We start from the raw sequence: 23,319 nt of genomic DNA, 5'->3' as shown, positions 1-23,319 counted from the left end.
CGGGCGGGCGGGCAGGCGCGGGCGGGCGGCTCGGGTCAGGGGAAGGCGTCCCGGTGGGGGCCGGTGTCGGGGTCGAACTCGTGGCGGATCCTGGCGCAGTCGTCGAGCAGGGCGCCGTACAGGGGCCAGAGGGGGCCCTTCGGCGGGGAGTCGGCCAGTTCGGCGGTCAGATGACGCTGCTGGTGCTCGCCTTCCCGCAGCGCCGCGCACAGGTCCGCCATGTCCCTGGACCTGGCCTTGCCCACCTGGAGCAGGCCGAAGTTGTAGAAGATGCGCGACAGCGCCCGCAGTTCCTCGGCCAGGGGCTCGGGCAGGTCGGCGGCCTCCTCGCCGGGCAGGCCGCGGGCCCCGGCGATCAGGTCCACCAGCCCCCTGGCGATGCTCCTGAGCTGGTGCCCGGCGTGGTCGAGGCAGGTCGCGGCCTCGGCGGCCTGGCGCAGGCGCCGCTCGTAGCGGCGGCGCCGGCGGAAGGTCAGGCGCATCGACTCGGCCGCCTGGTCGGCCGTGTCCTTGGTGTTCTCCAGGCGCTGGGACAGCTCGCGGGCGCGGTCGAGCCAGTCGCGGGCCATGTCCTCGGTCCAGTGGCCGCCGAGCCCGTCGGCCATGTCCTCGGCCAGCTCGGCCAGCTCGCCCGACATGTCGCACAACTCCCGCGCCGCGTGCTCCACGAAGCGCGGCGGGAGGATGAGCAGGTTCGCCGCGATGCCGATGGCCGCGCCGAGCAGCACGTCGGCCAGGCGGGCGAAGCCGTACGTGCGGCCGAGCGAGAGCACGAGCAGGGCGGTGATCGGGATCTGCACGTTCTGGGCCGGGAGGTTGAGCAGGCGCGTCAGCACGAGCCCGGACGCCACCAGCACGCTCAGCGTCACCGCGTTCACGCCGATGAGCCAGATCAGCACCGACGCCGCCCCCACCCCGACCACGACCGCCCCGACCTGCTGGAACCCGCGTACGACCGTGCTGTAGGCGGTCGCCGAGACCGTGAGCAGCACGCCGATCGGCACCAGGACGGGCAGCGGCACCTTCAGCACGTACGCCGCCAGCCACCACCCGAACACGCAGGCCAAGGTCACCTTGACCGTCTGGGCGAACGCGTCCCGCTCGGCCCGCAGCCACTCGCGGAACCCCTGGGCGCGCAGCCGCGCCAGCCCGGCCGCAGCGCCCGAGACGATCCGCCCGAGCGGGGCGCCGGCACTCTGCTTGCGGCCCGGTTCTCTGTCCATCCTCCCAGGTCAATGCCCATCCACGCGGCGGATAGAGGTCGTCGTGCCTGGGTAGCGGCAAGGCTGTGGCGCAGCGGCGCCACGAACCCGTCGGAGGTGAAGCATGACCGGCGACCTGGTCATCCCGGACGCCGCCCAGGGGGTGGTGGTGTTCGTGCACGGCAGCGGCAGCAGCCGGCTCAGCCCGCGCAACCGGTACGTGGCCGAGGTGCTGAACAGGGCCGGCCTGGGGACACTGCTGTTCGACCTGCTCACGCCGGAGGAGGAGGCCGATCGGGCCAACGTGTTCGACATCCCGCTGCTGGCCGGGCGGCTGCTGGAACGTACGGCATGGGTGCGCGGGCAGGAGGCGGCGGCGGGGCTGCCGATCGGCTACTTCGGCGCGAGCACGGGCGCGGCGGCGGCGCTGTGGGCGGCGGCCGAGCCGGACAACGAGATCACGGCGATCGTCTCACGCGGCGGCCGTCCCGACCTCGCGGGCGGGCGGCTGGCCGCGGTACGCGCCCCCACCCTGCTCATCGTGGGCGGCCGGGACCCGATCGTGGTGGACCTGAACGAGGAGGCGCAGCGGCACCTGCGGGCCGACACCCGCCTGACGGTCGTGCCCGGCGCCACCCACCTGTTCGAGGAACCGGGCGCGCTGGAGAGCGTGGCCGAGCACGCGCGGGACTGGTTCGCCACGCACTTCAGCGGGTCGTGACGGGCGCGGCCTTCAGCGGATCGTGACGGGCGCGACCTTCAGTGGGTGGTGACGGGCGCGGCGCCGCTCGCCTCGGCGACCAGGCGGGCGTAGACCTCGGGGTCGGTCGTCTCGCAGCCCAGGCGGTGGCCGGTCAGCTCGCCGTGGTCGTCGCTCGACCCGGTCACCTCCAGCCCGAGCCCGGCCGCGAGCCGCCGCAGGTGGGCGCGGGCCTCGTCGTCGTGGTCGAGGTGGTCGGCCTCCACGCCGAACAGCCCGGCCGCGGCCAGCTCGGTGATCCACTCGTCCAGTACGGGCTCGCCGCGCCTGACCGCCTTCGGGTGGGCCAGCACGGGCACCCCGCCGGCGGCGCGTACCAGGCGGACCGCGCGTACGGGGTCGAGGGCGTAGCGGGTGACGTGCGCGCGGCCGCCCGCGCCGATCCACTCGGGCGTGAACGCCTGCTCCGGCGTGGCCACGGCGCCGGCGGCGACCATGGCGCGGGCGATGTGCGGGCGGCCGACCGGGCTGCCGTCGGCCAGCGCGGCCACCTGTTCCCAGGTGATCGGCACACCCAGCTCGACCAGGCGCTCGACGGTCAGCCTGCCGCGTTCCTCGCGGGCCCGGGTGATGCGCGCGCACTCGGCCAGCAGCTCGGGGTCGGCGGGGTCGAAGAGGTAGGCGAGCAGGTGGATGCTCCGCCCGGCCCGCCGGCACGACAACTCCATGCCCGGCACCAGCGTCAGGCCCTCGGGCAGCGCCTCGGCGGCGGCGGCGTGCCCGGCGACGGTGTCGTGGTCGGTCAGCGCGAGCACGTCGAGGCCGCGCTCGCGGGCCCGGCGCACCACGTCGGCCGGCGGCTGCGTGCCGTCGGAGGCGGTGCTGTGGCTGTGCAGGTCGATGCGCATCGCTCGATGGTAGGCGGTGTCGGGCGGTCACACCTGGACGGTCGCGAGGATGCGGCCGTCGAAGGTCTCGATCGCGAAGTGGTTCAGGTCGTCCTGGGTCAGGCTGGTGCCGCCGTGCAGCAGGAGGGGGTCGGGGGCGCCGGGCACGCCGTACCCCTTGTCGGGGACGCCCCAGCTCGCCACGGTCTCCGAACGGCCGTCGTCGCCGTAGGCCAGCAGCCGGCACTTCAGCGGCCCCTTGACGCCCTTGAGCTCCAGCGCCACGTGGGTGCCCCAGCCCTTGTCCTCGACGCCGACGACGCCGGACACGCCGGTCGCGGGGTCGCTGACCGCGTACGTGCGGCCCGTCATGAGCAGGGCGCGGGCAGGACTGTGGACGCTGTCGGGGTCCGGCCCCGAGGTGACCGCGTTGACGGCGAGGAAGACGCCGGTCGCGACGAGGAAGCAGGCGGCCGCCGACATGACCGCGCGGTGCAGGGTACGGCGGCGGCGCTCCTTGGCGGCCCGGTGGACCAGCAGGGACTCGACCGGGGAGTCGATCCCGGAGCCCTCCGGGGCGGTGCGCAGGTCGTCCGGGTCCACGTCGCGCATCAGCTCGCCCATGGCCGCGAACGCGCCGACCTCGCCGGCGCAGCTCGGGCAGCCGTGCAGGTGGCGTTCGAAGGCGTTGCGCTCCTCGTCGTCCAGCAGGCCCAGCGCGTACGCCGCAACGTCCTCGTGGTGCACTTCGTTCATGGGAGCCCCACCCCCCTTTCCTCCAATGCGATGCGTAACGCCCGCATCGCGTAGTACACGCGGGACTTCACCGTGCCCACGGGCACGCCGATCGTCTCCGCCGCCTCCTGCAAGGTTCGATCGCGCAGGAAGGTCTCCGTGAGCACCTGGCGGTGCGCCGGCGAGAGCGAGAGCATGGCGTCGGTCACCACGATCTCGCGCAGCAGGCGATCGTCCTCGGCGGCCACGGCGTTCGCGCGCTCCGGGATCTCCTCCACGGTGTCGAGGGGGCGCGTGCCGGAGCGTCGCCGATCGTCGATCACGACCCGGCGGGCCACGGTGGCCAGCCAGGGCATCAGCGAGCCGTTGTCCGTCCGCAGCTCCCCCAGGTTGCGCCAGGCGCGTACCAGCGTCTCCTGGACGACGTCCTCCGCCCAGCGCCGATCGCCGCCCGTCAGCCGGACGACGAAGGCCATCAGCGGGGACCCGTATTCGCGGTACAGGGCCCGGACCATGGCCTCGTCGGTCACACGATGATTCACGCGGCGACTCCTCGCGCTGCGTACACCATGAAATGTCGCCCTGACAACTACTGATATTGAATTATTGCCCTAGATACCGGCGGGGAACAAGATACGGAATTTGCATCGATCGCCTCACCTGTTGATTAAGCGTTAAATCAGTGCCGGTCCGCGACCGTGCCGGCCGGTCGCTCGCGACCGGGTCTCCGTACGGGCCCACTCGTCCGGGCCGGACCAGCCCTCGGCCTCGCGCAGCAGCTCGCGTACCGAGGCGTGCCGGGCGGAGGGCGAGTGCCCGAGCAGGACGCGCACCAGCTGCATCGCCGTCGGACGGGCGGCGGGGTCGGGCCGGCGGCACCGGCCGATCATCTCGCGCAGCAGGGGCGGCAGCGCGTCGAGCCCCGGATCGCCGTCGGCGGCCCGCCCGGTGGCCGCGAAGACGATCACGTCGGCCCACTCGCGCACGTCGGCCGGCGGCAGCTCGCTGCTCCTCGGGCCGGGCGCGAACGACGCCTCGCCGAGCGGGCCGATCAGCACGTTGTGCGGCCCGAGCCGCAACCCCGCGATGCCGGTCAGATGCAGCCGCGCCATGGTGGCGGCCGTCCCGAGCGCGAGCCGGTGCAGCGCCTCGCCTCCGTACGGCCCCGCCGCCGCGACGACGTCGGCCAGCGGCTCACCGATCCCCAGGTAGTCGCGCGGCCGGAGGGCCAGGCCGCCACCCCATCCCTGACTGTCCATCGCCATCCTCTGGGTCGACTTCCCGTCGTCAGGCTGTACGCCGGTCTTCGCGGGCGGGGTTCAACGGCTCCCATACGGAAAACTCATGGGACGGCCGTGAAGAACTCGTAACTGTGACCGTTCGGGTCGCGTACGTAGACGCCCCGGCCGCCGCCCAGGTGGTTGATCCGCCGGTCCCAGCCGTGCCAGGGGCCGGAGCCGTACTCGACGGACGGGTCCGCGCCGAGCCGGCTCAGCAGCGCGTCGAAGGTGCCGTCGTCCATCAGGAAGGCGTAGTGGCCGGGCTGGGCATGGTGGCGGTCGTCGAAGTCCAGCGTGAGGCCGTCGTTGATCCGTACGGGTGCGAACGGGCCCGAGGGCGCGCCGACGTCCAGGCCGAGCAGTCCGGCGAGGAAGGCCGCCGCGACGTCCTTGTCTGCGGCGGGGACGATCAGATGGTTCAGCGTGATCTCCATGGCGGCTCCCGTCAGTTGTGTGCGATACGCATACGATAATCGCATAGACTGACCCGGTGAACGACGATTCCCCGGCCGACGGGGGCCCCGCGCTGTTCCGGCTGGTGCGTTTCTGGTCGCGGCGCTGGGCCGGGCAGGCGGCCGGCGACCTGGGCCAGGTCCAGCACGTCCTGGTCCTGGAGGCCGTCCAGTGCTCCGGCGGCGACGCCGACGTCGGCACCGTCGCCCACCAACTCGGGCTCGACCACTCGGGCGCCAGCCGCATGGTCAAGGAGGCCGTCGCCGCCGGTCACCTCGTCCGCGAGACCAGCGAGCACGACCGCCGCCGGGCCGCGTTGCGGCTCACCGACAGCGGCAACGCCCTGCTGGCCGCCGCCCGGCAGTGGCAGCGGCACGTCTTCGACGACCTGACCGCGTCCTGGGACGAGCCGGACCGGGAGCGGTTCGGCACGTACCTGAGCCGCCTGGCCGACGACGTGGGCGCCTGACATCCCGGGCGCCTGACACCCGAGGCCTTCGAGACTTCGGGCGCCCGACATTCCGGATGTACGGCATTTCGGGCATCCCGGCGACCGGGATTTAGATGAGATCAGCTCATGTTTAGTCTTGCCGGACCCCTTCCGGCGGTGGATGCTTGCGGCGACCCCGGTACCGCAGCCTGGGAGGTGGTCCCGTGCTCCACCGACTCATCCGCAGGGCGGCCGCAGCCGTCCTTCTCCTGACCGGCGCGCTGGTCGCGCCGTCCGTCCCCACCGCCGCCGCGCAGACGGCCGCCGCCGTGAGCGGCTTCGTCGACGGCCACAGCCACCTGTTCTCGTACGAGGCGTTCGGCGGCATGCTCATGTGCGGCAAGCCGTACGATCCCGACGGCATCGAACGGGCGCTGACCGACTGCCCCGACCACTACCCGAACGGCGAGCTGGCCTGGTACGAGAACTTCACCAGGACCGGCAAACCCACCGGCACCCACGACCCGGTGGGCTGGCCCACCTTCCGCGACTGGCCCGCCAACGACTCGCTGACCCACCAGCAGGCGTACTACACCTGGGTCGAACGCGCCTGGCGGGGCGGGCTGCGGGTGCTGGTCAACGACCTGGTGGCCAACCGGCAGCTCTGCGCGATCTACCCGCTGAAGAAGTACTCCTGCGACGAGATGAGCTCCATCAGGCTCCAGGCCCAGCGGGCCCGCGAGCTGCAGGACCACATCGACGCGGAGTCGGGCGGCCCCGGCCAGGGCTGGTTCCGCATCGTCGACAACCCGGCCGACGCCCGGAGCGTGGCCGCGGCCGGCAAGCTGGCGGTCGTCCTCGGGATCGAGACGTCGGAGCCGTTCGGCTGCCGGCAGATCCTCGGCATCCCCCAGTGCACCAAGGCACAGATCGACCGGGGCCTGGACGAGATGTACACGCTCGGCGTGCGCAGCATGTTCGTCTGCCACAAGTACGACAACGCGCTGTGCGGCGTGCGCTTCGACTCCGGCACCCAGGGCGCGATCGTCAACGTCGGCAACCTGCTCGCCACCGGCTCGTTCTGGCAGGCCCGCACCTGCACCGGGCCCGAGCACGACAACACCATCGACCCGGCCGGCGTGCTGCCCGACCAGATCGCGCGGCTGCTGCCGCCGGGCGTCTCGCTCCCGCTGTATCCGCCGGCGCCCCACTGCAACACCCGGGGGCTGACCTCGCTCGGGACGTACATGGTGCAGGGCATGATCCGGCGCGGCATGATGGTGGAGATCGACCACATGAGCGTCAAGGCCGCCGCCCAGACGCTCGGCTTGCTGGAGGCGGCGCGCTACCCGGGCGTGATCTCCTCGCACAGCTGGGCCGACCCGAACTTCTTCGCCCGCGTCTACGCCCTCGGCGGCATGATCACCCAGTACGGCCACAACTCCCAGGACTTCGTCGCGGAGTGGCGGCGTACGGCGCCGCTGCGGCAGCAGTACAACGTCCCCGGATACGGCTACGGCCTGGACGTCAACGGCATGGGCCGGCTGCCCGCGCCGCGCGCGGGCAGCGCCGCGAACCCCGTGACGTACCCGTTCGCGTCCTTCGACGGGAGCGTACGGCTGGACCGGCAGCGTACCGGGCAGCGGGTCTGGGACGTCAACGTGGACGGCGTCGCCAACTACGGACTGGTCCCCGACTGGATCGAGGACATGCGCCTGCTCGCCGGGCAGGACATCGTCCGTGACCTGGCGAGCGGCGCGGAATCGTACCTGCGGACGTGGGAGGCGACCGCCGCGCGGCGACTGCCGTGAGGCGGACGTCCGCGTCCTTCACGCGACCGGCTGGACGGACCGCGCGGTCCTCCGGCCGGTGGCCAGGTTGAGCAGCAGCGACCCCGCCGTCAGCGCCACGCCGAACCAGACGACGCTGGTGACCCCGAGGTTGTCGGCGAACAGCCCGCCGAAGAGCGCCCCGAGCGCGATCGAGGTGTTGTACGCCATCGTGTTGAGCGACATGGCGGCCTCGAAGGTCTCCGGCGCGGCGGCGAGCGTCATGTTGACCTGGGCGAGCTGCACGACCCCGAACGACAACCCCCAGACGACCAGCGCCACGATCGCCCCCGTGGCGCTGTCGCCGATCGCGAGCAGCAGCAGCATGGCCGTCACGAGACCCGCGGCGCCGACGACGAAGCTGCCCCGCAGGTTCCGGTTCACGGTGTGCCCGGCGACGAAGTTCCCGATCGCGCCGGCGACGCCGAACACCATCAGCACCCCGGTCACCAGCAGCGGCGAGGCGCCCGCGTTGGCCTCCATGAAGGGCCGTACGAAGGTGTAGGCCCCGAAGTGGCCGAGCACGAAAAGCACGACCGTGAACAGCACCATGCGCAGCGGCACGTTCCTGAGCGGGAGCCCGAACACCTCGCGGACCGAGACCGCGTTCGCCGACGGCAGCGACGGGATCATGACGGCGACCGCCACGAACACCAGCGCGCTCAGGCCGCTCCAGATCAGGAAGGTGCTGCGCCAGTCGGTGAGGCTCTCCAGGAGGGTCCCGACCGGGATGCCGACCACGGTGGCGATCGAGATGCCGGACATCACGATCGCGGCGGCCCGGTTCGCGTGCCGCTCCGGGACGAGCCGCATGGCCATGCTCACGCCGATGGCCCAGAACACGCCGCTGGCGAAGCCCAGCAGAAGCCGGGTCGTCAGGATCACCGTGTAATTGGGCGCGATGCCCGTCACCAGGTTCCCCAGGGCCAGCACCGCCAGCAACGTGGACAGCAGCAGCCGCCGGTTCACCCGCCTGCTCCACGCCACGATGAACGGCACGCCGAGCCCGGCCGAGACGCCCTGCAACGTCACCATCAGCCCGGCCGCGCCCACCGAGATGTCCAAACTCTCGCTGAGCGGGGTGAGCAGGCCCACCGGCATCAATTCGGTCGTGAGGAAGACAAAGAGACTGGCCGTGATGGCGGCGACACCCGCCCAGGCCCTGAAAGCCGAGCGCGCCGGCTGCGTCGAAAGAGTTTGCGTCATGGGACAAGGGTGCTGGAGACCTGATTAATGAGTCCAACACATAGTTTTCATCGAGATCGATCGCGTGACACGATTGTTCGATGGAGCTCCAGCAGCTGAGGTACGTCGTCGCCGTCGCCGAGACCAGCAACTTCACCAGGGCCGCCGAGCGCTGCCGGGTCGTCCAGTCGGCGCTCAGCCATCAGATCGCCGCGCTGGAACGGGAACTCGGCGCCCGGCTGTTCGAACGCACCAGCCGGCGCGTACGCCTGACGTCGGCCGGTGAGGCGTTCCTGCCCGCGGCCCGCGAGTGCCTGGAGGCCGCCGACCGGGCGCGGGCCGAGGTCGCGGCGGCCAGCGGGGAGATCCGCGGGCGGCTGGCGGTCGGCTCGATCCCCACGGTGGCGGCCGTCGACCTGCCGGTCCTGCTGAAGGAGTTCCGCCGCCGGCACCCGCGGGTGCACATCACGCTCACCTCCTCAGGCAGCGAGGAGCTGATCGAACGCGTCCGGCGGGCCGACGTGGACGTCGCCTTCCTCGGCCTGCCGCCGCGCGCCGAGCCGAAGGCCGTACGCAGCCGTCCGCTGGCCAGGGGTGAGCTGGTCGCCGTGGTCGCGCCGGACCACCGCCTGGCCGGCGAGGTGACGGACCTGCGCGGCCTGGCCGGCGAGTCGTTCATCGACTTCCGGGCCGGTCACGCCGGGCGCATCCAGTCGGATCAGGCGTTCGCCGCCGCCGGCGTGGAGCGCGAGGTCTCCTTCGAGGTCTCCTCCGCCGAGTTCATGGTCGACCTCGTACGGCACGGGCTCGGCGTGGGCCTGCTCCCGGCCGCGTACGCGCCGCGCTTCGCGAACCTCGGCATCGTCCGGCTGCGCGACGCCCCGGCGCGGGTGGAGCACCTGATCTGGACGAATCACCCGTCCCCGGCGGCCGCGGCCTTCCTCGACCTGATCGGCCGCGACGACGGGTGAACGCGACAGGCCCTGGCTTGCCAGGGCCTGTCGGTGAAGGGACGATGCCGGGATCAGCCGCGCAGCAGCGGCTGGCCGGCGAGCTTGACCTTGGTCTTCATCAGGCTGGGCGCGCCGTTGCCGCCGATGTTGACGAAGTAGAGCGCCTTGCCGTCGAACGCCAGGCTGGCCGGACTGTCCAGCTTGTCGGCCAGGACCTCCACACCGCCGCCGGTACGGACGATGCTGAGGGTGTTGCCCGTGTAGCTCGGGACGTAGAGCTGCCCGCGCACGTCGAAGGCCACGCCGTCGGCGCCGGCCAGCTTGGCGTCCTTGACGTACACGGTCGGCACGCCCGCCTTGCCGCCCTTGCCGTACGGGATGCGGACGATCTGCGCCTCGTCGGACACCGCCACGTAGAACGCGCCCGAACGCCAGGCGATGCCGTTCGCACCCGTGCCGTCCGAGCCGACGAGCAGGGGCGACTTCGCCCAGACCGCTGCCTTGCCGTCGTCCACGCGGTAGACCACGCTGTTCGTGGTGTCGGTGACGTAGAGCGCGCCGTCGGGCCCGAAGGCGAGGCCGTTGGCGAAGCCGATCGGCAGGGCGGCGTAGAGCTTGGCCTCGCCGTACGAGGTGATGCGCCAGATGCCGTTGGTGGCGGCCTGGCCGGAGTTGAGCGCGGCGTAGACGTTGCCGCGCCGGTCGGTGGCCAGGCCGTTCAGCTTGCCTTCGCCGATGGGCAGGGTCGCCAGCAGGCTGTCGGTGCCCGTGTTGTCGTACTTCCTGATCTCGCCCTTGGTCAGCAGCCCGACGTAGATCGTGCCGTCCGGCGCGACGGTGACGCCTTCGGTGAGGTCGGCGTACGGCTGCACGAGGACCGGGCGGAGCGCGGCGGCCTGAGCCGGGGTGGCGATCAGCGTCAGCAGCGCGACGGAGGAGAGAAGGAGGGGGATGCGCTTCATGGCTGTGATCCTGTCGCCGCAAGATCGCTACGGCGTCACCACCACATCCGCGAATCGTCATGTCGAGCCACACAACGAAGACGTACGCGCCCCCTCGAAGCACAACCCCACCGGCCGGTCCACATCGGGTTGACCTTGACGCGACGTCAACCTGTCTAATGAGGGCATGCGGATCGGCGAGTTGGCCGCGCTGGTCGGGGTTTCTACCCGTACCGTGCGGTACTACCACCATCTGGGCCTTCTGCCCGAGCCTGAGCGGCTTCCCAACGGTTATCGCGAGTACCGGATGCGCGACGCCGTACGGCTGGCGCGGGTGCGGCATCTGGCCGGGCTCGGGTTGTCGTTGGAGGAGTTGCGGGACGCGCTGTCCGGCGACCGGGGCGCGGACTTCCGGGGTGCGGACTTCCGGGAGGCGTTGCGGGAGCTGGACGACGACCTGGCCAGGCAGCAGGAGGCCATCGCGGCGCGGCGGGCCCGACTGGCGGCGCTGCTCGCGCAGCCGGAGCTGAGCCCCGACTCGATGATGTCGCCCGACGCGGCGGACGTGCTGCGCGACCTGGGCAGCGGCGGGTCGGTCTTCGGGGCGTTCGACCACGAGCTGCTGACCCTGGCGACCGTGTTGTCCGACGAGGAGGGCCAGGCGAACCTGGCCGAGCTGATGCGGCCCATGACCGAGCCGGGCAAGCTCGACGCTGGGCACGCGCTGTACCGGCGCCTCGACGAGCTGGCGGACGCGGAGGCCGGGGACGAGCGGGTCGGGCCGCTCGCCGAGGAGATGGCCGCTCACGTCCCGGACGAACTGGCCGGGATGATGCCGTCCGGTCCCGCGGCCGAGCTGTCCTGGATGGAGGCGATGACCGGGGAGCTGTCGCCCGCGCAGGCGGAGGTGCTCCGGCTGGTGTTCACCAAGCTGAAGGAGAGAGCGTGATGTTGCACGTCGTACGCGCGGCCCTGAGGTTCGAGCTGGCCGGCATGACCAGCGTGGGGTTGTGGGCCGCCCGGCGGCGGCACGGCGTGCCGGACGGCGCGACCCCCCTGTCGTACGCCAAGGAGCAGGCGTTCACGCTGGGCCTGTTCATGTTCGCGATGGCCGTCGAGACGGGGGTCGTCGACCTGCTGCTGCTGGTGAACGACGTGCCGTCGGCGGTGCGCGTGCCGGTGCTGATCCTCGACCTGTACAGCCTGCTGTTCGTCGTGTTCATGGCCGCCGCCTCCGTCACCAGGCCACACGTGGTCACCGAGGACGAGCTGCGCGTACGGTACGCCGCCTACTTCGACCTCCGTGTGCCGCGCGACCTCATCACCTCGGTCCGCGTCACCCAGAGCTACAACGAGAACGGGTTCATCACGGTGGACGGCGGGCGGCTGAACGTCGCGGTCGCGTCCCGGACGAACGTGACGGTGGAGCTCGGCGAGCCGGTCGTCGCGGTCCGGCCGCTCGGCAAGCGGGCCGAGGTCACCTCGATCCGTTTCTTCGCCGACGACCCGGCGGCCATGGTCGCCGCCCTGCGTTCCCCCGCGCGTACGTCCAACTGAAAGATCCCGGGCGGAGGCCCCGCCCGGGATCACCCTCTCAGCTCGCCGACTGCACCGCGACCGCGGACCTGGCCGCGGTCGCGGCGGTCCGCGGCGGGATGCCGCGCAGGTTGAAGGCGAACCTGGCCGTCGAGTCGGCGACCGCGTCGGCGTCCACGTCGAGCGCGGTCGCGTTGATGTTGGCGATCGTGTCGCACGCCTGGTGGTAGCAGGCGTCGTACGGGAGTCCGGCGACGCCGCCGAACAGCGCGGCCTCCTCCGCCGTCTTGATGCCCTCCGCGCCGGTGAAGATCCCGCCCGCGGGGATGCCGACCGCGATGAACGGCCCGTAGTCCGAACGCCCGTCGAAGTCGGTGCCCACGGTGGGCAGGTGGCGGGAGCCGTAGAAGTCGGCGAGCTGCCGTTCGATCTGCGCCGATCCGGGCGGGCCGGCCGGCGAGCCCTGGTTGTCGGAGTTGTCGCCGTCATAGAGCTTGTACGCGTAGTTGGGCGAGGCGACCATGTCGAAGTTCAGGTAGACCCGGATCTTGTCGCGTTGTGCCTGGGACAGCGACGCGACGTACTGGTCGGAGCCGAGCAGGCCGATCTCCTCGGCGGCCCAGAACGCGAACCGCACCTTGTTCTTGACCGGGAAGTGCGCCATCTCCTCGGCCACCTCGAGGATGGTCGCGCTGCCCGAGCCGTTGTCGTTGATGCCGGGCCCGACGGTCACGCTGTCCAGGTGGCCGCCGATCATGACGACGTTGCCCGGGTCACCGAACCGGGACTCGGCGATCACGTTGTCGTTGGTGCCGAGGACGAGGGTGGAGTCGACCTTGAGCCGTACGGTGGGCGTGCCGGTGGCCAGCTCGTTGCCGACGGCGAAGTCGGCGAAGACCATGGGCACGTTCGCCCGCCACTCGCCGATGTCCAGCGGGTAGGCCTCGGTCCGGCCCGGCTGGCCCTCGTTGAACACGATGATCCCGGACGCGCCGGCCCGGCCCGCGTTGCGGATCTTCTGGGCGAACGCGCACGTACCGCGCTGGATGAGCGCGATGCGTCCGGCCACGAACCCGGCGAAGTCCGACTCCTCGCAGCCGCTGGTCGAGGTGGGCGTCGGGGTCGGGGGCAGGATCAGGTCCACGCCCTGGACCTGCGCGGTCACGTCACCGGCCGGTGAGGGCTCGAAGGAGTAGAAGTCCTCGTTCGACGCGTACGACTTGGCGTCCGGCGCGGTCCGGGCGAGTGTGGGCGGGCTGTTCTCGGTCCAGCTCTGGACGAAGTTGATCGGCTGGAGTGTGACCTTGTAACCGGCCTTGCGCAGCTTGCCCGCCACGTAGTCGCGGGAGGCGTTGTAGCCGGGTGTTCCGGCGGCGCGGGTGCCGCCGTTGGCGTTCGCGATCGACTGGAGTGCTTCCAGGTGTTTCCTGACGTTCTCGCCCTTGACCTGCTTCACGAGCAGCTTGGCGAAGACGTCGTCGAGTGGGCCCGCGCTCGCCGGGACCGCCATGGCGACGGGTAAGGCGAGAGCGGTGACCAACGCGATGATGATTCTGCGCATGCAGGCTCCCCTAGGAGTGAGATGCGGAGAAATCCCCCGAGCCGCAGTGATTCGGAAAGTAACCCGCCGAAGCACCCCTGAGAAGGTCTATCGGCCTACGCCAATGCGTCAATATCCGGACATTACGGCGACTCGGCCCGGCGAGCACGGGCACGGCGCTTCCCCTCGTGCATCGCCTGTACGCGGGCCACCGGGATCGTGTGCCCCTCCGCGACCAGGTCGGCCGGCAGCGGGCGCGCCTCCGGCATGAGCTCCGCCCACGGGTCGCGGTCGCCGAGCAGCCCGGCCGCGTTGTGGATGGTGAAGTCGGCGGGCGCGACCCGGTCGATCTCCTCCCACGGGACCGGGAACGAGACCGGCACCCCCGGCCGCACCCGCGGGCTGTAGGCCGACACGACGGTGGCCCCGCCGGCCCTGGTGGAGTCGATGAACACCTTGCCCGCGCGGTCCTCCCTGATGAACGCCGTGGTGGCCAGGTCCGGGTCGATGCGCTCGGCGCGGGCGGCCAGGGCCCGGGTGGCCGCGGCCAGGTCCTCCACGCCCGTGCCCGGCGGGACCGGGACGAACACGTGCACGCCCTTGGCCCCGCTGGTCTTGACCGCGCCCGCCAGCCCGGCGTCGGCGAGCGCCTGACGGACGAGGAGGGCGGCCCGTACGGCGAGCGGGAAGGAGTCGCTGCCCTCCGGCGGATCGAGGTCGAGGATCATGTGCGTGGGATGCCCGCCCAGGAACAGCGCCGGGTGGTACTCGACGGCCCGCTGGTTGGCGAACCACAGCAGGGTGCGCCGGTCGTCGCACAGCGCGTACGACACCTGCCGCCGGGACGCCTCGGCCCAGACGTTGACCGTCCTGATCCAGGAAGGAGCGTATTTGGGCAGGTTCTTCTGCATGAAGGGCTCCTGGCCGGGCCGTACCCGCAACACCGACAGGGCCCGCCCGCGCAGCGCCGGGACGATGCGGCCGGCGACCGCGTCGAGGTAGTCGACCAGGTCGCGCTTAGTGGCGCCGGACCCGTCGAACAGCGGCTGGTCGAGATTTGTCAGCACAACGTCATCGCCGGTCACCCGTCCCACGATGCCGACCGGCCGGGCCCCGGTCAAGATCGGGCGCGCCGTCAGACGGGCGTGGCGTGGGCGAGCGACCGGGAGGCGCCGATCTCCTCCCGGAGCCGGGCGAGCGTGCGGCCGGTCTCCGAGTCGGGGTCGGCCGTGTACATGACGATCAGCAGGTCGGGCTGGCCGGGCACGGCCAGGGTCTCGTACGCGAAGTCCAGCTCGCCCAGTTCGGGGTGGCGCAGGCGCTTGCTCCCGTACGTCTTCTCGGCGACGCCGTGCTCCTCCCACAGGCGTGCGAAGTCGGGGGACGCCGACAACTCGGCGACCAGCGCGGGCAGCAGCGGGTCGCCGGGGTGGCGGCCGGCGTAGAGCCGCAGGTACGCGACCGTCTCGGCGGCCACGTCGGCCCAGTCGCGGTAGAGGGTGCGCGTGTGCGGGGCCAGGAACACCTGTACGAGCTGGTTGCGCCGGTCGTCCGGCAGGCCGGCGAAGCCGCTGACGCGGTCGGCCAGCGCGTTCCAGGCCAGCACGTCCATCCGGGGCCCGAGGACGAACGCGGGCATGCCGTCGGCCAGGTCGAGCAGCCTGCTCAGCCCGGGGCGCAGGACGGGGGTCCCGGCGTGCCGGACCGGGCGCAGCAGGTCGCGCAGGTGGGCGCGTTCGGTGTCGTCCATGCGCAGGACCCGGGCGACGGCGTCGAGCACGGCGTCGGAGACGTTCTGGACGCGTTCCTGCTCAAGGCGGATGTAGTAGTCGACGCTCACGCCGGCCAGCAGCGCGACCTCCTCGCGCCGCAGCCCGGTGACCCGCCGCCGCCCCGACGCGGGCAGCCCGGCCTCCTCCGGATGGATCCGGGCCCGACGAGAACGGAGAAACTGCCCCAAATCACCTTCCATCGCTTCAGGGTAGTACTGGCTTTACCAGGAAAAGCCGTGCGCTGGGTAAGAGCGCCGGCCTCGGCCAGGGTGAGAGCCATGACGAACTACGAGAACCTCTCGGGCCGCATCGCCGTCGTGACCGGAGCCGCCAGCGGCATGGGCGAGGCCACGGCCCGCCTCCTGGCCGCCAACGGCGCCAAGGTGGCCCTCCTCGCCCGCCGCGCCGACCGGCTGGCCGAGCTGGCGGGCAAGATCGACGCCGACGGCGGCACCGCGCTGCCCGTCACCGTGGACGTCACCGACGAGGCGAGCGTGGCCGCCGCCGCGCAGGTCGTCCGCGACGGGCTGGGCCGGCCGGACCTGGTCGTCAACGCGGCCGGCGTGATGTTGCCGAACCCCATCGACAGCGGCCGGACCGACGAGTGGACGCGCATGCTCGACACCAACGTCGCCGGCGTGCTCCGCGTCACCGGGGCGTTCGCGGCCGACCTGCTGGCGGCCGCGGACGCCGGCCGGACGGCCGACCTGGTCAACATCTCCTCGATCGGCGCCCACCTGACGTTCCCGAACTACGCCGTGTACGGCGCCACCAAGGCCGCGCTGACCCACCTGTCGGCCTCGCTGCGCCCGGAGTTCGGCCCGAGGGGCGTACGGGTGACCAACCTCGAACCCGGCCTGACCGCGACCGAGCTCGGCGACCACATCGACAACGCCGAACTGGGCACGCAGCTCGCCGGCATGTTCGAGGCGTTCACGCCGCTGACCGCCGAGGACGTCGCCGACCTGATCGGGTACACCGTCAGCCGGGCCCGGCACGTCAACCTGCGCCAGGTGGTCGTGCTGCCGACCGCGCAGGCGTAGGACGGGAAGCGCCGGCGCGCCGGGCGTGTTGAGGCTGGCATGGACGATCGTTTCGCGGATCAGCGTGTGATCAGGAGCCTGCTGCACGACGCGGGCACGTGGGTCTTCGTGGGGTTGAGCGACGACCCCCAGCGCACGGCCTACGACCAGGCCGAGCGCATCCAGTCGCGCGGCAAGAAGATCATCCCGGTGCACCCGGCCGGCAAGCCGGTCCTGGGCGAGCCGGGCTACACGTCAGTGGCCGAGGTGCCGGTCAAGGCCGACGTGGTGGCGATCTACCGGCGTTCGGAGTTCGCCGGCGAGGTCGTGGACGAGGCCATCGCGGCCGGGGCGGGCGCCGTGTGGCTGCCCATCGGCGTGATCGACGAGGCCGCCGCGCAGCGCGCCCTCGACGCCGGGCTCGACGTCGTGATGGACCGCTGTCCCGCGGTCGAGTGGGCGTTGCGCCGCAATCCCTGACCCCTCCGCGATCCCCGGACACGAGGTACGGTGCGGTGAAGGAGGGCGGATCCATGGAAGACGACCACATCACCACGATCGGCACCTGCTTCGCGTGCAAGCGTACGTTCCCCTATACCGCGGCGAACGTCACGATGATCACCATCGATCCGGAGACCGGCCTGCCTCCGGACCGGTCGGTGCTCGGCACCCAGCGCGAGCCGACCCCGGAGGCCCTGGCCCGCGCGGTGCCCGAGCCCGTCTGTCCCGACTGCCTGACCAGGGCGCGCCAATTCAGGGACCGGATGAACTCCCCCGCCCTGCGCCTGGAGCCCTGGCACCGTCCGGGCCCCGGCTGACCTCACCGCACGGGCGGGCGGGCCCATTCGGCGCACAGCGTCTCGTAGGCCAGCGCCAGCGAGCTCACCACCACCGCTCCCGCGAGCGGCCCCAGCACGAGCGCCGCGGACAACTCGCCCGCGTGCCATCCCGCCGCCACGATCGCCGCCGACGTCAGCAGCGTGACCCCGAACGTCCCCGCCCACACCGGCAGCAACCGCAGGTACGCGAACAGCAGCGGGAACGCCGCCCACACGAACGGCGCCGCGGCCACGGCCAGGACGGCCCAGCACGCGGTCACCAGCCCCAGCCACACCCGTCCGAGCGCCGCCCGGCCAGGCCCGGCGAGGTGCGGCGGGTCACCCTGAAGCACCTGCCCCACGCCGTAGAGCACGCCGAGCAGCACGCCTCCCGCGACCTCGACGGACCGCCCCTCGTCCAGCACGGACGCCAGGGCGATCACCAGCAACGCCCAGAAAGTGCCGTGAACGGCCCATCTCAGCAGTCGCAACACCGGCGACAACCACGGAAAGTCCATCATTGTTCACCAACAGTAATGGAACCTTCCCTGGCCCGGTAGGTCAGCGGCGTCGCAGGGTGAGCACGAAGTAGAGCAGCCCGGCCAGCACCAGCGCGATGACCACCCCGATGTTGGCCGCCCCGAACGTGCTGCCGCGCAGCTCGTCGCTCATCAGGAACCCGACGACCGCCGCGATGTGCTCGTCCGCGGACGTGATCAGGCCGATGCCCGTGACCGAGGCCACGACCAGCGAGACCAGGCCGGCCCAGTTGACGGCGGGCGCTCCCGGGCGCAGCAGCCGCTCGTCGTAGGCCCGGCCGCCGTCGCGCAGCCGCCACATGTCGACCAGGAAGATCGCCACCCAGGCGGCCATCACCACGCCGATGATCGCCAGGAACGCCTGGAAGGTGCCGAAGAAGTTGTCCGAGACGAACAGCAGGTAGTAGCCGCCGAGCACCATGAGGGCCCCGTCGATCAGCACCGCGTAGTGCCGCCTGACCGGCACGCCGAGCGCCAGCATCGACAACCCCGACGAGTAGATGTCCATGATCGCCCCGGCCAGGAAACCGCCGATGACGGTCAGCAGGTACGGCAGCAGGAACCAGGTCGGCAGCGCCGCCGCCAGCGCGCCCACCGGGTCGCCGCCCGCCGCCTCGCCCAGCTTCGGGTCACCGCCGGCCAGCAGCACGCCGAAGACCAGCAGCACCATCGGCGGCAGCGCGCCGCCCAGCATCGTCCACAGGGCCACCGACCTGGGCCGGGAGGCGGCGGGCAGGTATCGGGAGTAGTCGGCGCCGCAGTTGACCCAGCCCAGGCCGAGCAGGGTCATGGCCAGGATGACGCCGCCCACCCAGCCGCCGGGCCCCGCCGTCGTCTCCAGCGCGCCGCCGAGCTTGGGGGCCATGAGGATCACGTAGACGACGGTCAGCACGACGAACGCGTACGTCAGGTAGCGCTGGACGGCCATGATCATGGCGTGGCCGTACACACCGACGGCGATCACGACCAGCGCCGAGACGGCGAAGCAGGCCGCGGTGGCGGTCGTGCCGGGGATCCCGGGCGCCACGCGCCGCAGCACGGCCGCGCCGCTCTGCGCGGAGAGCGTGACGAGCACGATCTCCCATCCCACGTTCGAGACGTACGACAACACCGCGGGCAGCTTGTTGCCCTGGTAGCCGAAGGGCGCCCGGCCCAGCGTCATCGTCGGCACGCCTGACCGGCTGCCCGCGACGGCGACCAGGCCGACCAGCAGGAACGACAGCGCGTACCCGACGGTCCCGGTCACGATGGCGGGGACGACGCCCAGGCCGAGCCCGACCACGTACACACCGAACGCCACGCCGAACAGGGAGAGGTTCGCCCCCGCCCAGGGCCAGAACAGGCCGGAAGGTCTTCCGTGCCGCTCGCTCTCGGGTACGGCGTTGATGCCGTTGCGCTCCACGGCCATCGTGTCCATGATCGCTCCTTCGCGGGGGGCCGGCAAAGAAATCATTGTCCGCCACGGACGATATTTCCCAGCCTGCGGGGAATCATGATCGCGGCCCCTGTCCCGCAGAGAGGTCGCGATGCAGGCATCCGGTTCCGACACGCGCCGGCGGGCACTGGGTGTGTGCCTGGTGGCGGCGTTCATGGCGGGCCTGGACGTGAGCATCGTCAACGTGGCCCTGCCCTCGATCCGCGAGGGCCTGCACGCCTCCGCCGCCGGCCTGCAGTGGACGTTGTCGGGCTACGCGCTCACGTTCGGCCTGCTGCTGGTCCCGGCGGGCCGGATGGGCGACGCCCGGAGCCGCCGGGCGCTGTTCATGTGGGGTGTGGTGGCGTTCACGGCATCCAGCGCGGCCTGCGGGTTCGCCTGGAGCATGCCGGTGCTGATCGCGGCCAGGCTGGTGCAGGGCATGGCCGCCGGGATGCTGAACCCGCAGGTGTCCGGCCTGATCCAGCAGATGTTCCTGGGCCACGAACGAGGACGGGCCTTCGGCGCGCTCGGGGCGACCATCGGCGTGTCCACCGCCGCCGGGCCGCTGATCGGCGGCGCGCTGGTCACCGGGTTCGGGGCCGAGCAGGGCTGGCGGTGGGTGTTCCTGGTGAACGTGCCGATCGGGATCGTGCTGCTGCCGCTGGCCTGGAAGCTGCTGCCCGGGCCCGCCCCTGGGCTCGCGCGGAGCGGGCGGCGGGAGAGCATGGACCCGGTCGGCGTGCTGCTGCTCGGGGTGGGCGTGGCGGGCCTGCTGCTGCCGTTCATCCAGCAGCACCAGTGGAAGGGCGAGGCCAAGTGGCTGCTCCTGCCGGCCTCGCTCGCCGTGCTGGCCGGGTTCGTGCTCTGGGAGCGGCGGTACCGCAGGGAGCCGCTGGTGAACCTGTCGTTGTTCGCCAAGCGCTCCTACAGCGTCGGGTCGGCCATCGCCCTGTTCTACTTCGCCGGCTTCACCGGGATCTTCTTCATCTTCACCCTCTACCTCCAGAGCGGTGAGGGTTACAGCCCGCTGCTGGCCGGTCTGTCGATCACGCCGTTCGCGCTCGGGTCGGCCGGGTCGTCGGTGGTCGGCGGCCGGCTCGTCGGTCGGGCGGGCAGAAAGGTGGTCACTGTGGGGCTCGGGACGGTGATCGCGGGACTGCTGGCGACCATGGCGGCGACCCTGCTGGTGCCGGGCCCCGGCGTGGGCGCGGCGACCGCGCTGCCGCTGCTGGTGGCGGGCATCGGCAGCGGGCTGGTGATCTCGCCCAACCAGGCGATCACGTTGTCGGAGGTACCGCCCGAGGGCGGCGGCAGCGCGGCCGGGGTGCTGCAGACCGGGCAGCGGCTCGGCTCGGCGATCGGCATCGCGGCGGCGGGCTCGACGTTCTTCGGCGCGCTGCCGCAGGGGTGGCCGACGGCCTTCCGGCACGGCCTGCTGGTGGTGCTGGCGTTCGTGCTGGTGGCCCTGGTGGCCGCCCTCTACGACCTCCTCCGCTCGCGCACCGCCGCCCCTGGCTAGAGGTCGGCCGGGTCCGGGTGGTCCAGTTCGTCGCCGTACTCGAAGGGGGTGAGCGGGCCCGACGTCCTCGGGGGCTCGCGGTCCAGTACGGCGACCCGCCCGGCGGGCTCGGGCACGCCCGGAACCCGGACGGTGAAGCCGGGGGCGAGCAGTTCCACGTCGGCCGCCTCCGGGTCGCGCCGCAGCCGCCAGGTGACGGCCAGGGCCAGGGCGAGCAGCAGCCCGCACACGTCGCCGCCGTAACACATGATCTCCACCGCGCCCCTGAGCTGGCCGGCCGGCACCGGCGGGTCCGTACGGGCGGCGTACATGAGCTGCGACAGGCCCGCGTGCGCGGCGGCCGCCACCGCCAGCACGGCTACCCGTACCGGCATCGGCGGGCGGCGCGGCGCGGGGTCGGGACCGGCGACGACCCAGGCGAACAGGTAGCCGGTCAGCAGGACGTACGCGTGCGCGAGCGGCACGGGGACGAACCCGTACAAGGGGGTGCAGTACAGGGCCGCCGTGCCGCCCGCGCTGAGCGCCAGGGCCGTCCACGGGTTGGCCAGCAGGTGCACGGCGGTGCCGCGGAGCGCCCGGGTCACGCGGCGCGCGTACGCGACCGGCAGCGAGCGCAGCAGCAGCGTCACCGGCGCGCCCATCACCAGAGCCAGGGGCGCGAGCATGCCGATCAGCAGGTGTTGCAGCGTCTGGCCGCGCAGGTCGGTCGTGGCCAGCGAGGCGACGGGATCGGTGAGCGCCACGGTCAGCAGCGCGCCGCCGCCGACGAAGCTCGCGGTACGCCACCGGCTCCACGCCGTCCGCGTGGCCAGCACCGCGTACGTGATCAGCACGACGAGCGCCGGCGCGGCCCAGGACTCGCTCAGGTGGTGGTGCGGCACAGCTCGATCACCTTGCCCATGTGTTGCGGCGGCCACCCACGCCCGGCCGGCGCGCGCGGCGGGGCGGTCCGCCGTCGCACTCCGGCGCCTCGCACGTGATCAACTATTCGACCGCATACCGGGGTCGCCCGACGGGAACACGCCTCTTTGCGGGCCGCTTGCCGAATCTCGATCCGGCATTTGCCCAGTTCGAATCCTTATGGGTAGGTCTCTGGGGGATGGCGAAAAGGCTCTTTCCCCGCTCGATACGTGGGCGCCTGACCACTCTCGCGACATTGGTGGCGGCAGTGGTCCTGGCCGTCACGGGCACGCTCACGCTCACGCTCGGGCCGGACAACCTGCACGGTCTCGTGGAGACCCGGGTGGAGCTGGCCGTACGCAGGGTGGCCAGCGAGGCACGCGCCGGGCAGCTCTCCCCCACGCTTGAGGCCCCGGCCCGGGTGCAGCTCCTTCAGGTGGTCTCCGCCGACGGCCGCGTCATCGCCAGCAGCCCCGGGCTGCGCGGCCAGCGCCTGACGGGCATCCAGGTGGACAAACCGGAGACGATCTACAGCACCGAGAGCACGCTCACCGGCCTCAGGGACGAGAAGGAGGCCCAGTACCTGATCATGGCGATCCAGGTGCACACCCCCAGCGGGGAGCTGGTCACGGTGTACGGCGCCTCCTCGCTCAGCGACGTCAACCGGGCGCTGTCCTGGCTGAACGCCATGGTGTTCCTGGGCACCCCCATGGCCCTCGTGATCGTCGCCGGCATCACCTGGGTCGTGGTCGCCTCCGCGCTGCGCCCGGTCGAACGCATCCGCGCCGAACTCGCCGAGATCACCGGCCGCGACCTCAGCCGGCGTGTCTCCGTCTCCGACACCGGCGACGAGATCACCGACCTGGCCACCACCACCAACCACACCCTCGACCGGCTCGAACGCTCCGCCGAGACCCAGCGCCGCTTCGTCGCCGACGCCTCCCACGAGCTGCGCAGCCCCATCTCCGCGCTGCGTACGCAGCTTGAGGTCGCCAACTCCTACCCCGCCGAGACCGACTGGCCGGCCACCGGCGCCCGCGCCCTGGCCGCCGCCGAACGCCTCACCGGCATCATCGACGAGCTCCTCATGCTGGCCCGCCTGGACGCCGGCGCCATCCCCGACCGCCGCATCGTCGACCTGTGCCGCCTGGCCGAGGAGCAGGTACGCCGCCGCGCGGGCGGCAAGATCCCCATCGTCCTGGACACGTGCGGCCGCGCCCTGGTCCTCGGCTCCCCGGTCCAGCTCGACCGCCTGCTGACCAACCTGCTCGACAACGCCACCCGCCACGCGGCCAGCCGGATCGACCTGCGGATCTGGGTGGAGGGCGAGCACGTCTACGTCTCGGTCACCGACGACGGCGACGGCATCCCGCCCGAGGACCGCGAGCGCGTCTTCGAGCGTTTCACCCGTCTGGAGGCGGCCCGCAGGAAGGAGAAGGGCGGCAGCGGGCTCGGGCTGGCCCTGTCCCGCGAGATCTGCGCCTCCCACGGCGGCACCCTCAAGGTCGCCGACCACAGCCCGGGCGCCCGTCTGATCGCCCGCCTGCCGCTGCACCGCGCCTAGGCCGTGTTTCGAAAGATCACGTGTGAGGCGTGTCGGTGATCGTTGAACGAAGAGGTCTCCGGTAGTTGGTTCAACGACCAAGAAGAACGAAACACCG

General features: G+C 71.9%; 25 protein-coding genes. 11 read left to right on the top strand and 14 right to left on the bottom strand.

Annotated features, from left to right (window positions below; genetic code table 11):
• Window positions 1–35 precede the first annotated feature (35 nt).
• Complete coding sequence (locus IEZ27_RS49320) at window positions 36–1,223, bottom strand: FUSC family protein (protein WP_189653594.1); 1,188 nt, start codon at window positions 1,221–1,223, stop codon at window positions 36–38.
• A gap of 103 nt (window positions 1,224–1,326) precedes the next feature.
• On the opposite strand from IEZ27_RS49320, the gene IEZ27_RS49315 reads away from it, so the two are divergent.
• Window positions 1,327–1,923, top strand: a complete 597-nt coding sequence (locus tag IEZ27_RS49315; protein ID WP_125643262.1) for a dienelactone hydrolase family protein — start codon at window positions 1,327–1,329, stop codon at window positions 1,921–1,923.
• A gap of 38 nt (window positions 1,924–1,961) precedes the next feature.
• Here IEZ27_RS49315 and IEZ27_RS49310 read toward each other — a convergent pair whose 3' ends face one another.
• The 5 genes from IEZ27_RS49310 to IEZ27_RS49290 form a co-directional block, all read right to left on the bottom strand.
• A complete protein-coding gene (locus tag IEZ27_RS49310) occupies window positions 1,962–2,810 on the bottom strand; it encodes a PHP domain-containing protein (protein ID WP_189653593.1) in 849 nt (282 codons plus the stop codon).
• Window positions 2,811–2,837: 27 nt separating this feature from the next.
• Window positions 2,838–3,545, bottom strand: a complete 708-nt coding sequence (locus IEZ27_RS49305) for a zf-HC2 domain-containing protein (RefSeq protein WP_189653592.1) — start codon at window positions 3,543–3,545, stop codon at window positions 2,838–2,840.
• The gene (locus IEZ27_RS49300; RefSeq protein WP_268246134.1) at window positions 3,542–4,066 is read right to left on the bottom strand and encodes a sigma-70 family RNA polymerase sigma factor; all 525 of its coding nucleotides are present in this window, start codon (window positions 4,064–4,066) and stop codon (window positions 3,542–3,544) included. The genes IEZ27_RS49305 and IEZ27_RS49300 overlap by 4 nt, the downstream gene beginning before the upstream one ends.
• 132 nt (window positions 4,067–4,198) lie before the next feature.
• The gene (locus IEZ27_RS49295) at window positions 4,199–4,783 is read right to left on the bottom strand and encodes a protein kinase family protein (protein ID WP_189653591.1); all 585 of its coding nucleotides are present in this window, start codon (window positions 4,781–4,783) and stop codon (window positions 4,199–4,201) included.
• 83 nt (window positions 4,784–4,866) lie between these two features.
• On the bottom strand, window positions 4,867–5,238 hold the full coding sequence (locus tag IEZ27_RS49290; protein WP_189653590.1) for a VOC family protein: 372 nt from the start codon (window positions 5,236–5,238) through the stop codon (window positions 4,867–4,869).
• A gap of 56 nt (window positions 5,239–5,294) precedes the next feature.
• Here IEZ27_RS49290 and IEZ27_RS49285 point away from each other — a divergent pair, with 56 nt between their 5' ends.
• Window positions 5,295–5,726: a MarR family winged helix-turn-helix transcriptional regulator gene (locus IEZ27_RS49285; RefSeq protein WP_189653589.1), complete on the top strand. Its 432-nt coding sequence runs from the start codon at window positions 5,295–5,297 to the stop codon at window positions 5,724–5,726.
• Between the two features lie 185 nt (window positions 5,727–5,911).
• Window positions 5,912–7,498, top strand: a complete 1,587-nt coding sequence (locus IEZ27_RS49280) for an amidohydrolase family protein (protein ID WP_229825041.1) — start codon at window positions 5,912–5,914, stop codon at window positions 7,496–7,498.
• Between the two features lie 18 nt (window positions 7,499–7,516).
• Here IEZ27_RS49280 and IEZ27_RS49275 read toward each other — a convergent pair whose 3' ends face one another.
• A complete protein-coding gene (locus tag IEZ27_RS49275; protein ID WP_189653588.1) occupies window positions 7,517–8,722 on the bottom strand; it encodes an MFS transporter in 1,206 nt (401 codons plus the stop codon).
• A gap of 80 nt (window positions 8,723–8,802) precedes the next feature.
• Here IEZ27_RS49275 and IEZ27_RS49270 point away from each other — a divergent pair, with 80 nt between their 5' ends.
• Window positions 8,803–9,672: a LysR family transcriptional regulator gene (locus IEZ27_RS49270; protein ID WP_189653587.1), complete on the top strand. Its 870-nt coding sequence runs from the start codon at window positions 8,803–8,805 to the stop codon at window positions 9,670–9,672.
• A gap of 53 nt (window positions 9,673–9,725) precedes the next feature.
• Here IEZ27_RS49270 and IEZ27_RS49265 read toward each other — a convergent pair whose 3' ends face one another.
• On the bottom strand, window positions 9,726–10,616 hold the full coding sequence (locus IEZ27_RS49265; RefSeq protein ID WP_189653586.1) for an SMP-30/gluconolactonase/LRE family protein: 891 nt from the start codon (window positions 10,614–10,616) through the stop codon (window positions 9,726–9,728).
• A gap of 166 nt (window positions 10,617–10,782) precedes the next feature.
• On the opposite strand from IEZ27_RS49265, the gene IEZ27_RS49260 reads away from it, so the two are divergent.
• Window positions 10,783–11,544 (top strand): MerR family transcriptional regulator, encoded by a 762-nt coding sequence (locus tag IEZ27_RS49260; RefSeq protein ID WP_189653585.1) that lies wholly within the window; start codon window positions 10,783–10,785, stop codon window positions 11,542–11,544.
• The gene (locus IEZ27_RS49255; RefSeq protein ID WP_189653584.1) at window positions 11,541–12,152 is read left to right on the top strand and encodes a hypothetical protein; all 612 of its coding nucleotides are present in this window, start codon (window positions 11,541–11,543) and stop codon (window positions 12,150–12,152) included. The genes IEZ27_RS49260 and IEZ27_RS49255 overlap by 4 nt, the downstream gene beginning before the upstream one ends.
• 37 nt (window positions 12,153–12,189) lie before the next feature.
• Here IEZ27_RS49255 and IEZ27_RS49250 read toward each other — a convergent pair whose 3' ends face one another.
• The 3 genes from IEZ27_RS49250 to IEZ27_RS49240 all read right to left on the bottom strand — a co-directional run bounded on the left by IEZ27_RS49250 (window position 12,190) and on the right by IEZ27_RS49240 (window position 15,643).
• Entirely contained in the window at window positions 12,190–13,692 is a 1,503-nt protein-coding gene (locus IEZ27_RS49250; RefSeq protein WP_189653583.1) for a M28 family metallopeptidase, read from the bottom strand.
• 122 nt (window positions 13,693–13,814) lie between these two features.
• Window positions 13,815–14,756, bottom strand: a complete 942-nt coding sequence (locus tag IEZ27_RS49245) for a DNA polymerase domain-containing protein (RefSeq protein WP_229825040.1) — start codon at window positions 14,754–14,756, stop codon at window positions 13,815–13,817.
• A 50-nt stretch (window positions 14,757–14,806) separates the two neighbouring features.
• Window positions 14,807–15,643, bottom strand: a complete 837-nt coding sequence (locus IEZ27_RS49240) for a helix-turn-helix transcriptional regulator (protein WP_189653582.1) — start codon at window positions 15,641–15,643, stop codon at window positions 14,807–14,809.
• A 78-nt stretch (window positions 15,644–15,721) separates the two neighbouring features.
• Here IEZ27_RS49240 and IEZ27_RS49235 point away from each other — a divergent pair, with 78 nt between their 5' ends.
• From IEZ27_RS49235 to IEZ27_RS49225, 3 genes are read left to right on the top strand one after another with little or no spacing between them, the layout of a single operon-like run.
• A complete protein-coding gene (locus IEZ27_RS49235) occupies window positions 15,722–16,486 on the top strand; it encodes an SDR family oxidoreductase (RefSeq protein WP_189653581.1) in 765 nt (254 codons plus the stop codon).
• 39 nt (window positions 16,487–16,525) lie between these two features.
• Entirely contained in the window at window positions 16,526–16,945 is a 420-nt protein-coding gene (locus tag IEZ27_RS49230) for a CoA-binding protein (RefSeq protein WP_189653580.1), read from the top strand.
• Between the two features lie 53 nt (window positions 16,946–16,998).
• The gene (locus tag IEZ27_RS49225; RefSeq protein WP_189653579.1) at window positions 16,999–17,283 is read left to right on the top strand and encodes a hypothetical protein; all 285 of its coding nucleotides are present in this window, start codon (window positions 16,999–17,001) and stop codon (window positions 17,281–17,283) included.
• A gap of 2 nt (window positions 17,284–17,285) precedes the next feature.
• On the opposite strand, the gene IEZ27_RS49220 is transcribed toward IEZ27_RS49225, so the two are convergent.
• Window positions 17,286–17,804, bottom strand: coding sequence for a hypothetical protein (locus tag IEZ27_RS49220; RefSeq protein ID WP_189653578.1), 519 nt, complete (start codon window positions 17,802–17,804; stop codon window positions 17,286–17,288).
• A 40-nt stretch (window positions 17,805–17,844) separates the two neighbouring features.
• Entirely contained in the window at window positions 17,845–19,239 is a 1,395-nt protein-coding gene (locus IEZ27_RS49215) for a purine-cytosine permease family protein (protein WP_189653577.1), read from the bottom strand.
• 109 nt (window positions 19,240–19,348) lie between these two features.
• Here IEZ27_RS49215 and IEZ27_RS49210 point away from each other — a divergent pair, with 109 nt between their 5' ends.
• The gene (locus IEZ27_RS49210) at window positions 19,349–20,758 is read left to right on the top strand and encodes an MFS transporter (protein ID WP_189653576.1); all 1,410 of its coding nucleotides are present in this window, start codon (window positions 19,349–19,351) and stop codon (window positions 20,756–20,758) included.
• Here IEZ27_RS49210 and IEZ27_RS49205 read toward each other — a convergent pair.
• Entirely contained in the window at window positions 20,755–21,639 is an 885-nt protein-coding gene (locus IEZ27_RS49205) for a cytochrome c oxidase assembly protein (protein WP_189653575.1), read from the bottom strand. The two genes, IEZ27_RS49210 and IEZ27_RS49205, sit on opposite strands and share 4 nt — an antisense overlap.
• A 278-nt stretch (window positions 21,640–21,917) precedes the next feature.
• Here IEZ27_RS49205 and IEZ27_RS49200 point away from each other — a divergent pair, with 278 nt between their 5' ends.
• Window positions 21,918–23,222, top strand: coding sequence for a sensor histidine kinase (locus tag IEZ27_RS49200; protein WP_189653574.1), 1,305 nt, complete (start codon window positions 21,918–21,920; stop codon window positions 23,220–23,222).
• Window positions 23,223–23,319 lie beyond the last annotated feature (97 nt).

The sequence above is a fragment of the Nonomuraea spiralis genome, from assembly GCF_014648435.1.
In the GTDB taxonomy this organism is placed as follows: domain Bacteria; phylum Actinomycetota; class Actinomycetes; order Streptosporangiales; family Streptosporangiaceae; genus Nonomuraea; species Nonomuraea spiralis.
The sequence above is the reverse complement of the archived record's forward strand: the minus strand, read 5'-3'. Positions and strand labels throughout refer to the sequence as shown.

Excerpts from the sequence above, each read along its gene's own strand:
- IEZ27_RS49320 (WP_189653594.1), bottom strand. The coding sequence starts at position 1,223 with ATGGACAGAGAACCGGGCCGCAAGCAGAGTGCCGGCGCCCCGCTCGGG.
- IEZ27_RS49315 (WP_125643262.1), top strand. The coding sequence starts at position 1,327 with ATGACCGGCGACCTGGTCATCCCGGACGCCGCCCAGGGGGTGGTGGTG.
- IEZ27_RS49310 (WP_189653593.1), bottom strand. The coding sequence starts at position 2,810 with ATGCGCATCGACCTGCACAGCCACAGCACCGCCTCCGACGGCACGCAG.
- IEZ27_RS49305 (WP_189653592.1), bottom strand. The coding sequence starts at position 3,545 with ATGAACGAAGTGCACCACGAGGACGTTGCGGCGTACGCGCTGGGCCTG.
- IEZ27_RS49295 (WP_189653591.1), bottom strand. The coding sequence starts at position 4,783 with ATGGACAGTCAGGGATGGGGTGGCGGCCTGGCCCTCCGGCCGCGCGAC.
- IEZ27_RS49290 (WP_189653590.1), bottom strand. The coding sequence starts at position 5,238 with ATGGAGATCACGCTGAACCATCTGATCGTCCCCGCCGCAGACAAGGAC.
- IEZ27_RS49275 (WP_189653588.1), bottom strand. The coding sequence starts at position 8,722 with ATGACGCAAACTCTTTCGACGCAGCCGGCGCGCTCGGCTTTCAGGGCC.
- IEZ27_RS49270 (WP_189653587.1), top strand. The coding sequence starts at position 8,803 with ATGGAGCTCCAGCAGCTGAGGTACGTCGTCGCCGTCGCCGAGACCAGC.
- IEZ27_RS49265 (WP_189653586.1), bottom strand. The coding sequence starts at position 10,616 with ATGAAGCGCATCCCCCTCCTTCTCTCCTCCGTCGCGCTGCTGACGCTG.
- IEZ27_RS49260 (WP_189653585.1), top strand. The coding sequence starts at position 10,783 with ATGCGGATCGGCGAGTTGGCCGCGCTGGTCGGGGTTTCTACCCGTACC.
- IEZ27_RS49250 (WP_189653583.1), bottom strand. The coding sequence starts at position 13,692 with ATGCGCAGAATCATCATCGCGTTGGTCACCGCTCTCGCCTTACCCGTC.
- IEZ27_RS49240 (WP_189653582.1), bottom strand. The coding sequence starts at position 15,643 with ATGGAAGGTGATTTGGGGCAGTTTCTCCGTTCTCGTCGGGCCCGGATC.
- IEZ27_RS49235 (WP_189653581.1), top strand. The coding sequence starts at position 15,722 with ATGACGAACTACGAGAACCTCTCGGGCCGCATCGCCGTCGTGACCGGA.
- IEZ27_RS49230 (WP_189653580.1), top strand. The coding sequence starts at position 16,526 with ATGGACGATCGTTTCGCGGATCAGCGTGTGATCAGGAGCCTGCTGCAC.
- IEZ27_RS49225 (WP_189653579.1), top strand. The coding sequence starts at position 16,999 with ATGGAAGACGACCACATCACCACGATCGGCACCTGCTTCGCGTGCAAG.
- IEZ27_RS49220 (WP_189653578.1), bottom strand. The coding sequence starts at position 17,804 with ATGATGGACTTTCCGTGGTTGTCGCCGGTGTTGCGACTGCTGAGATGG.
- IEZ27_RS49215 (WP_189653577.1), bottom strand. The coding sequence starts at position 19,239 with ATGGACACGATGGCCGTGGAGCGCAACGGCATCAACGCCGTACCCGAG.
- IEZ27_RS49210 (WP_189653576.1), top strand. The coding sequence starts at position 19,349 with ATGCAGGCATCCGGTTCCGACACGCGCCGGCGGGCACTGGGTGTGTGC.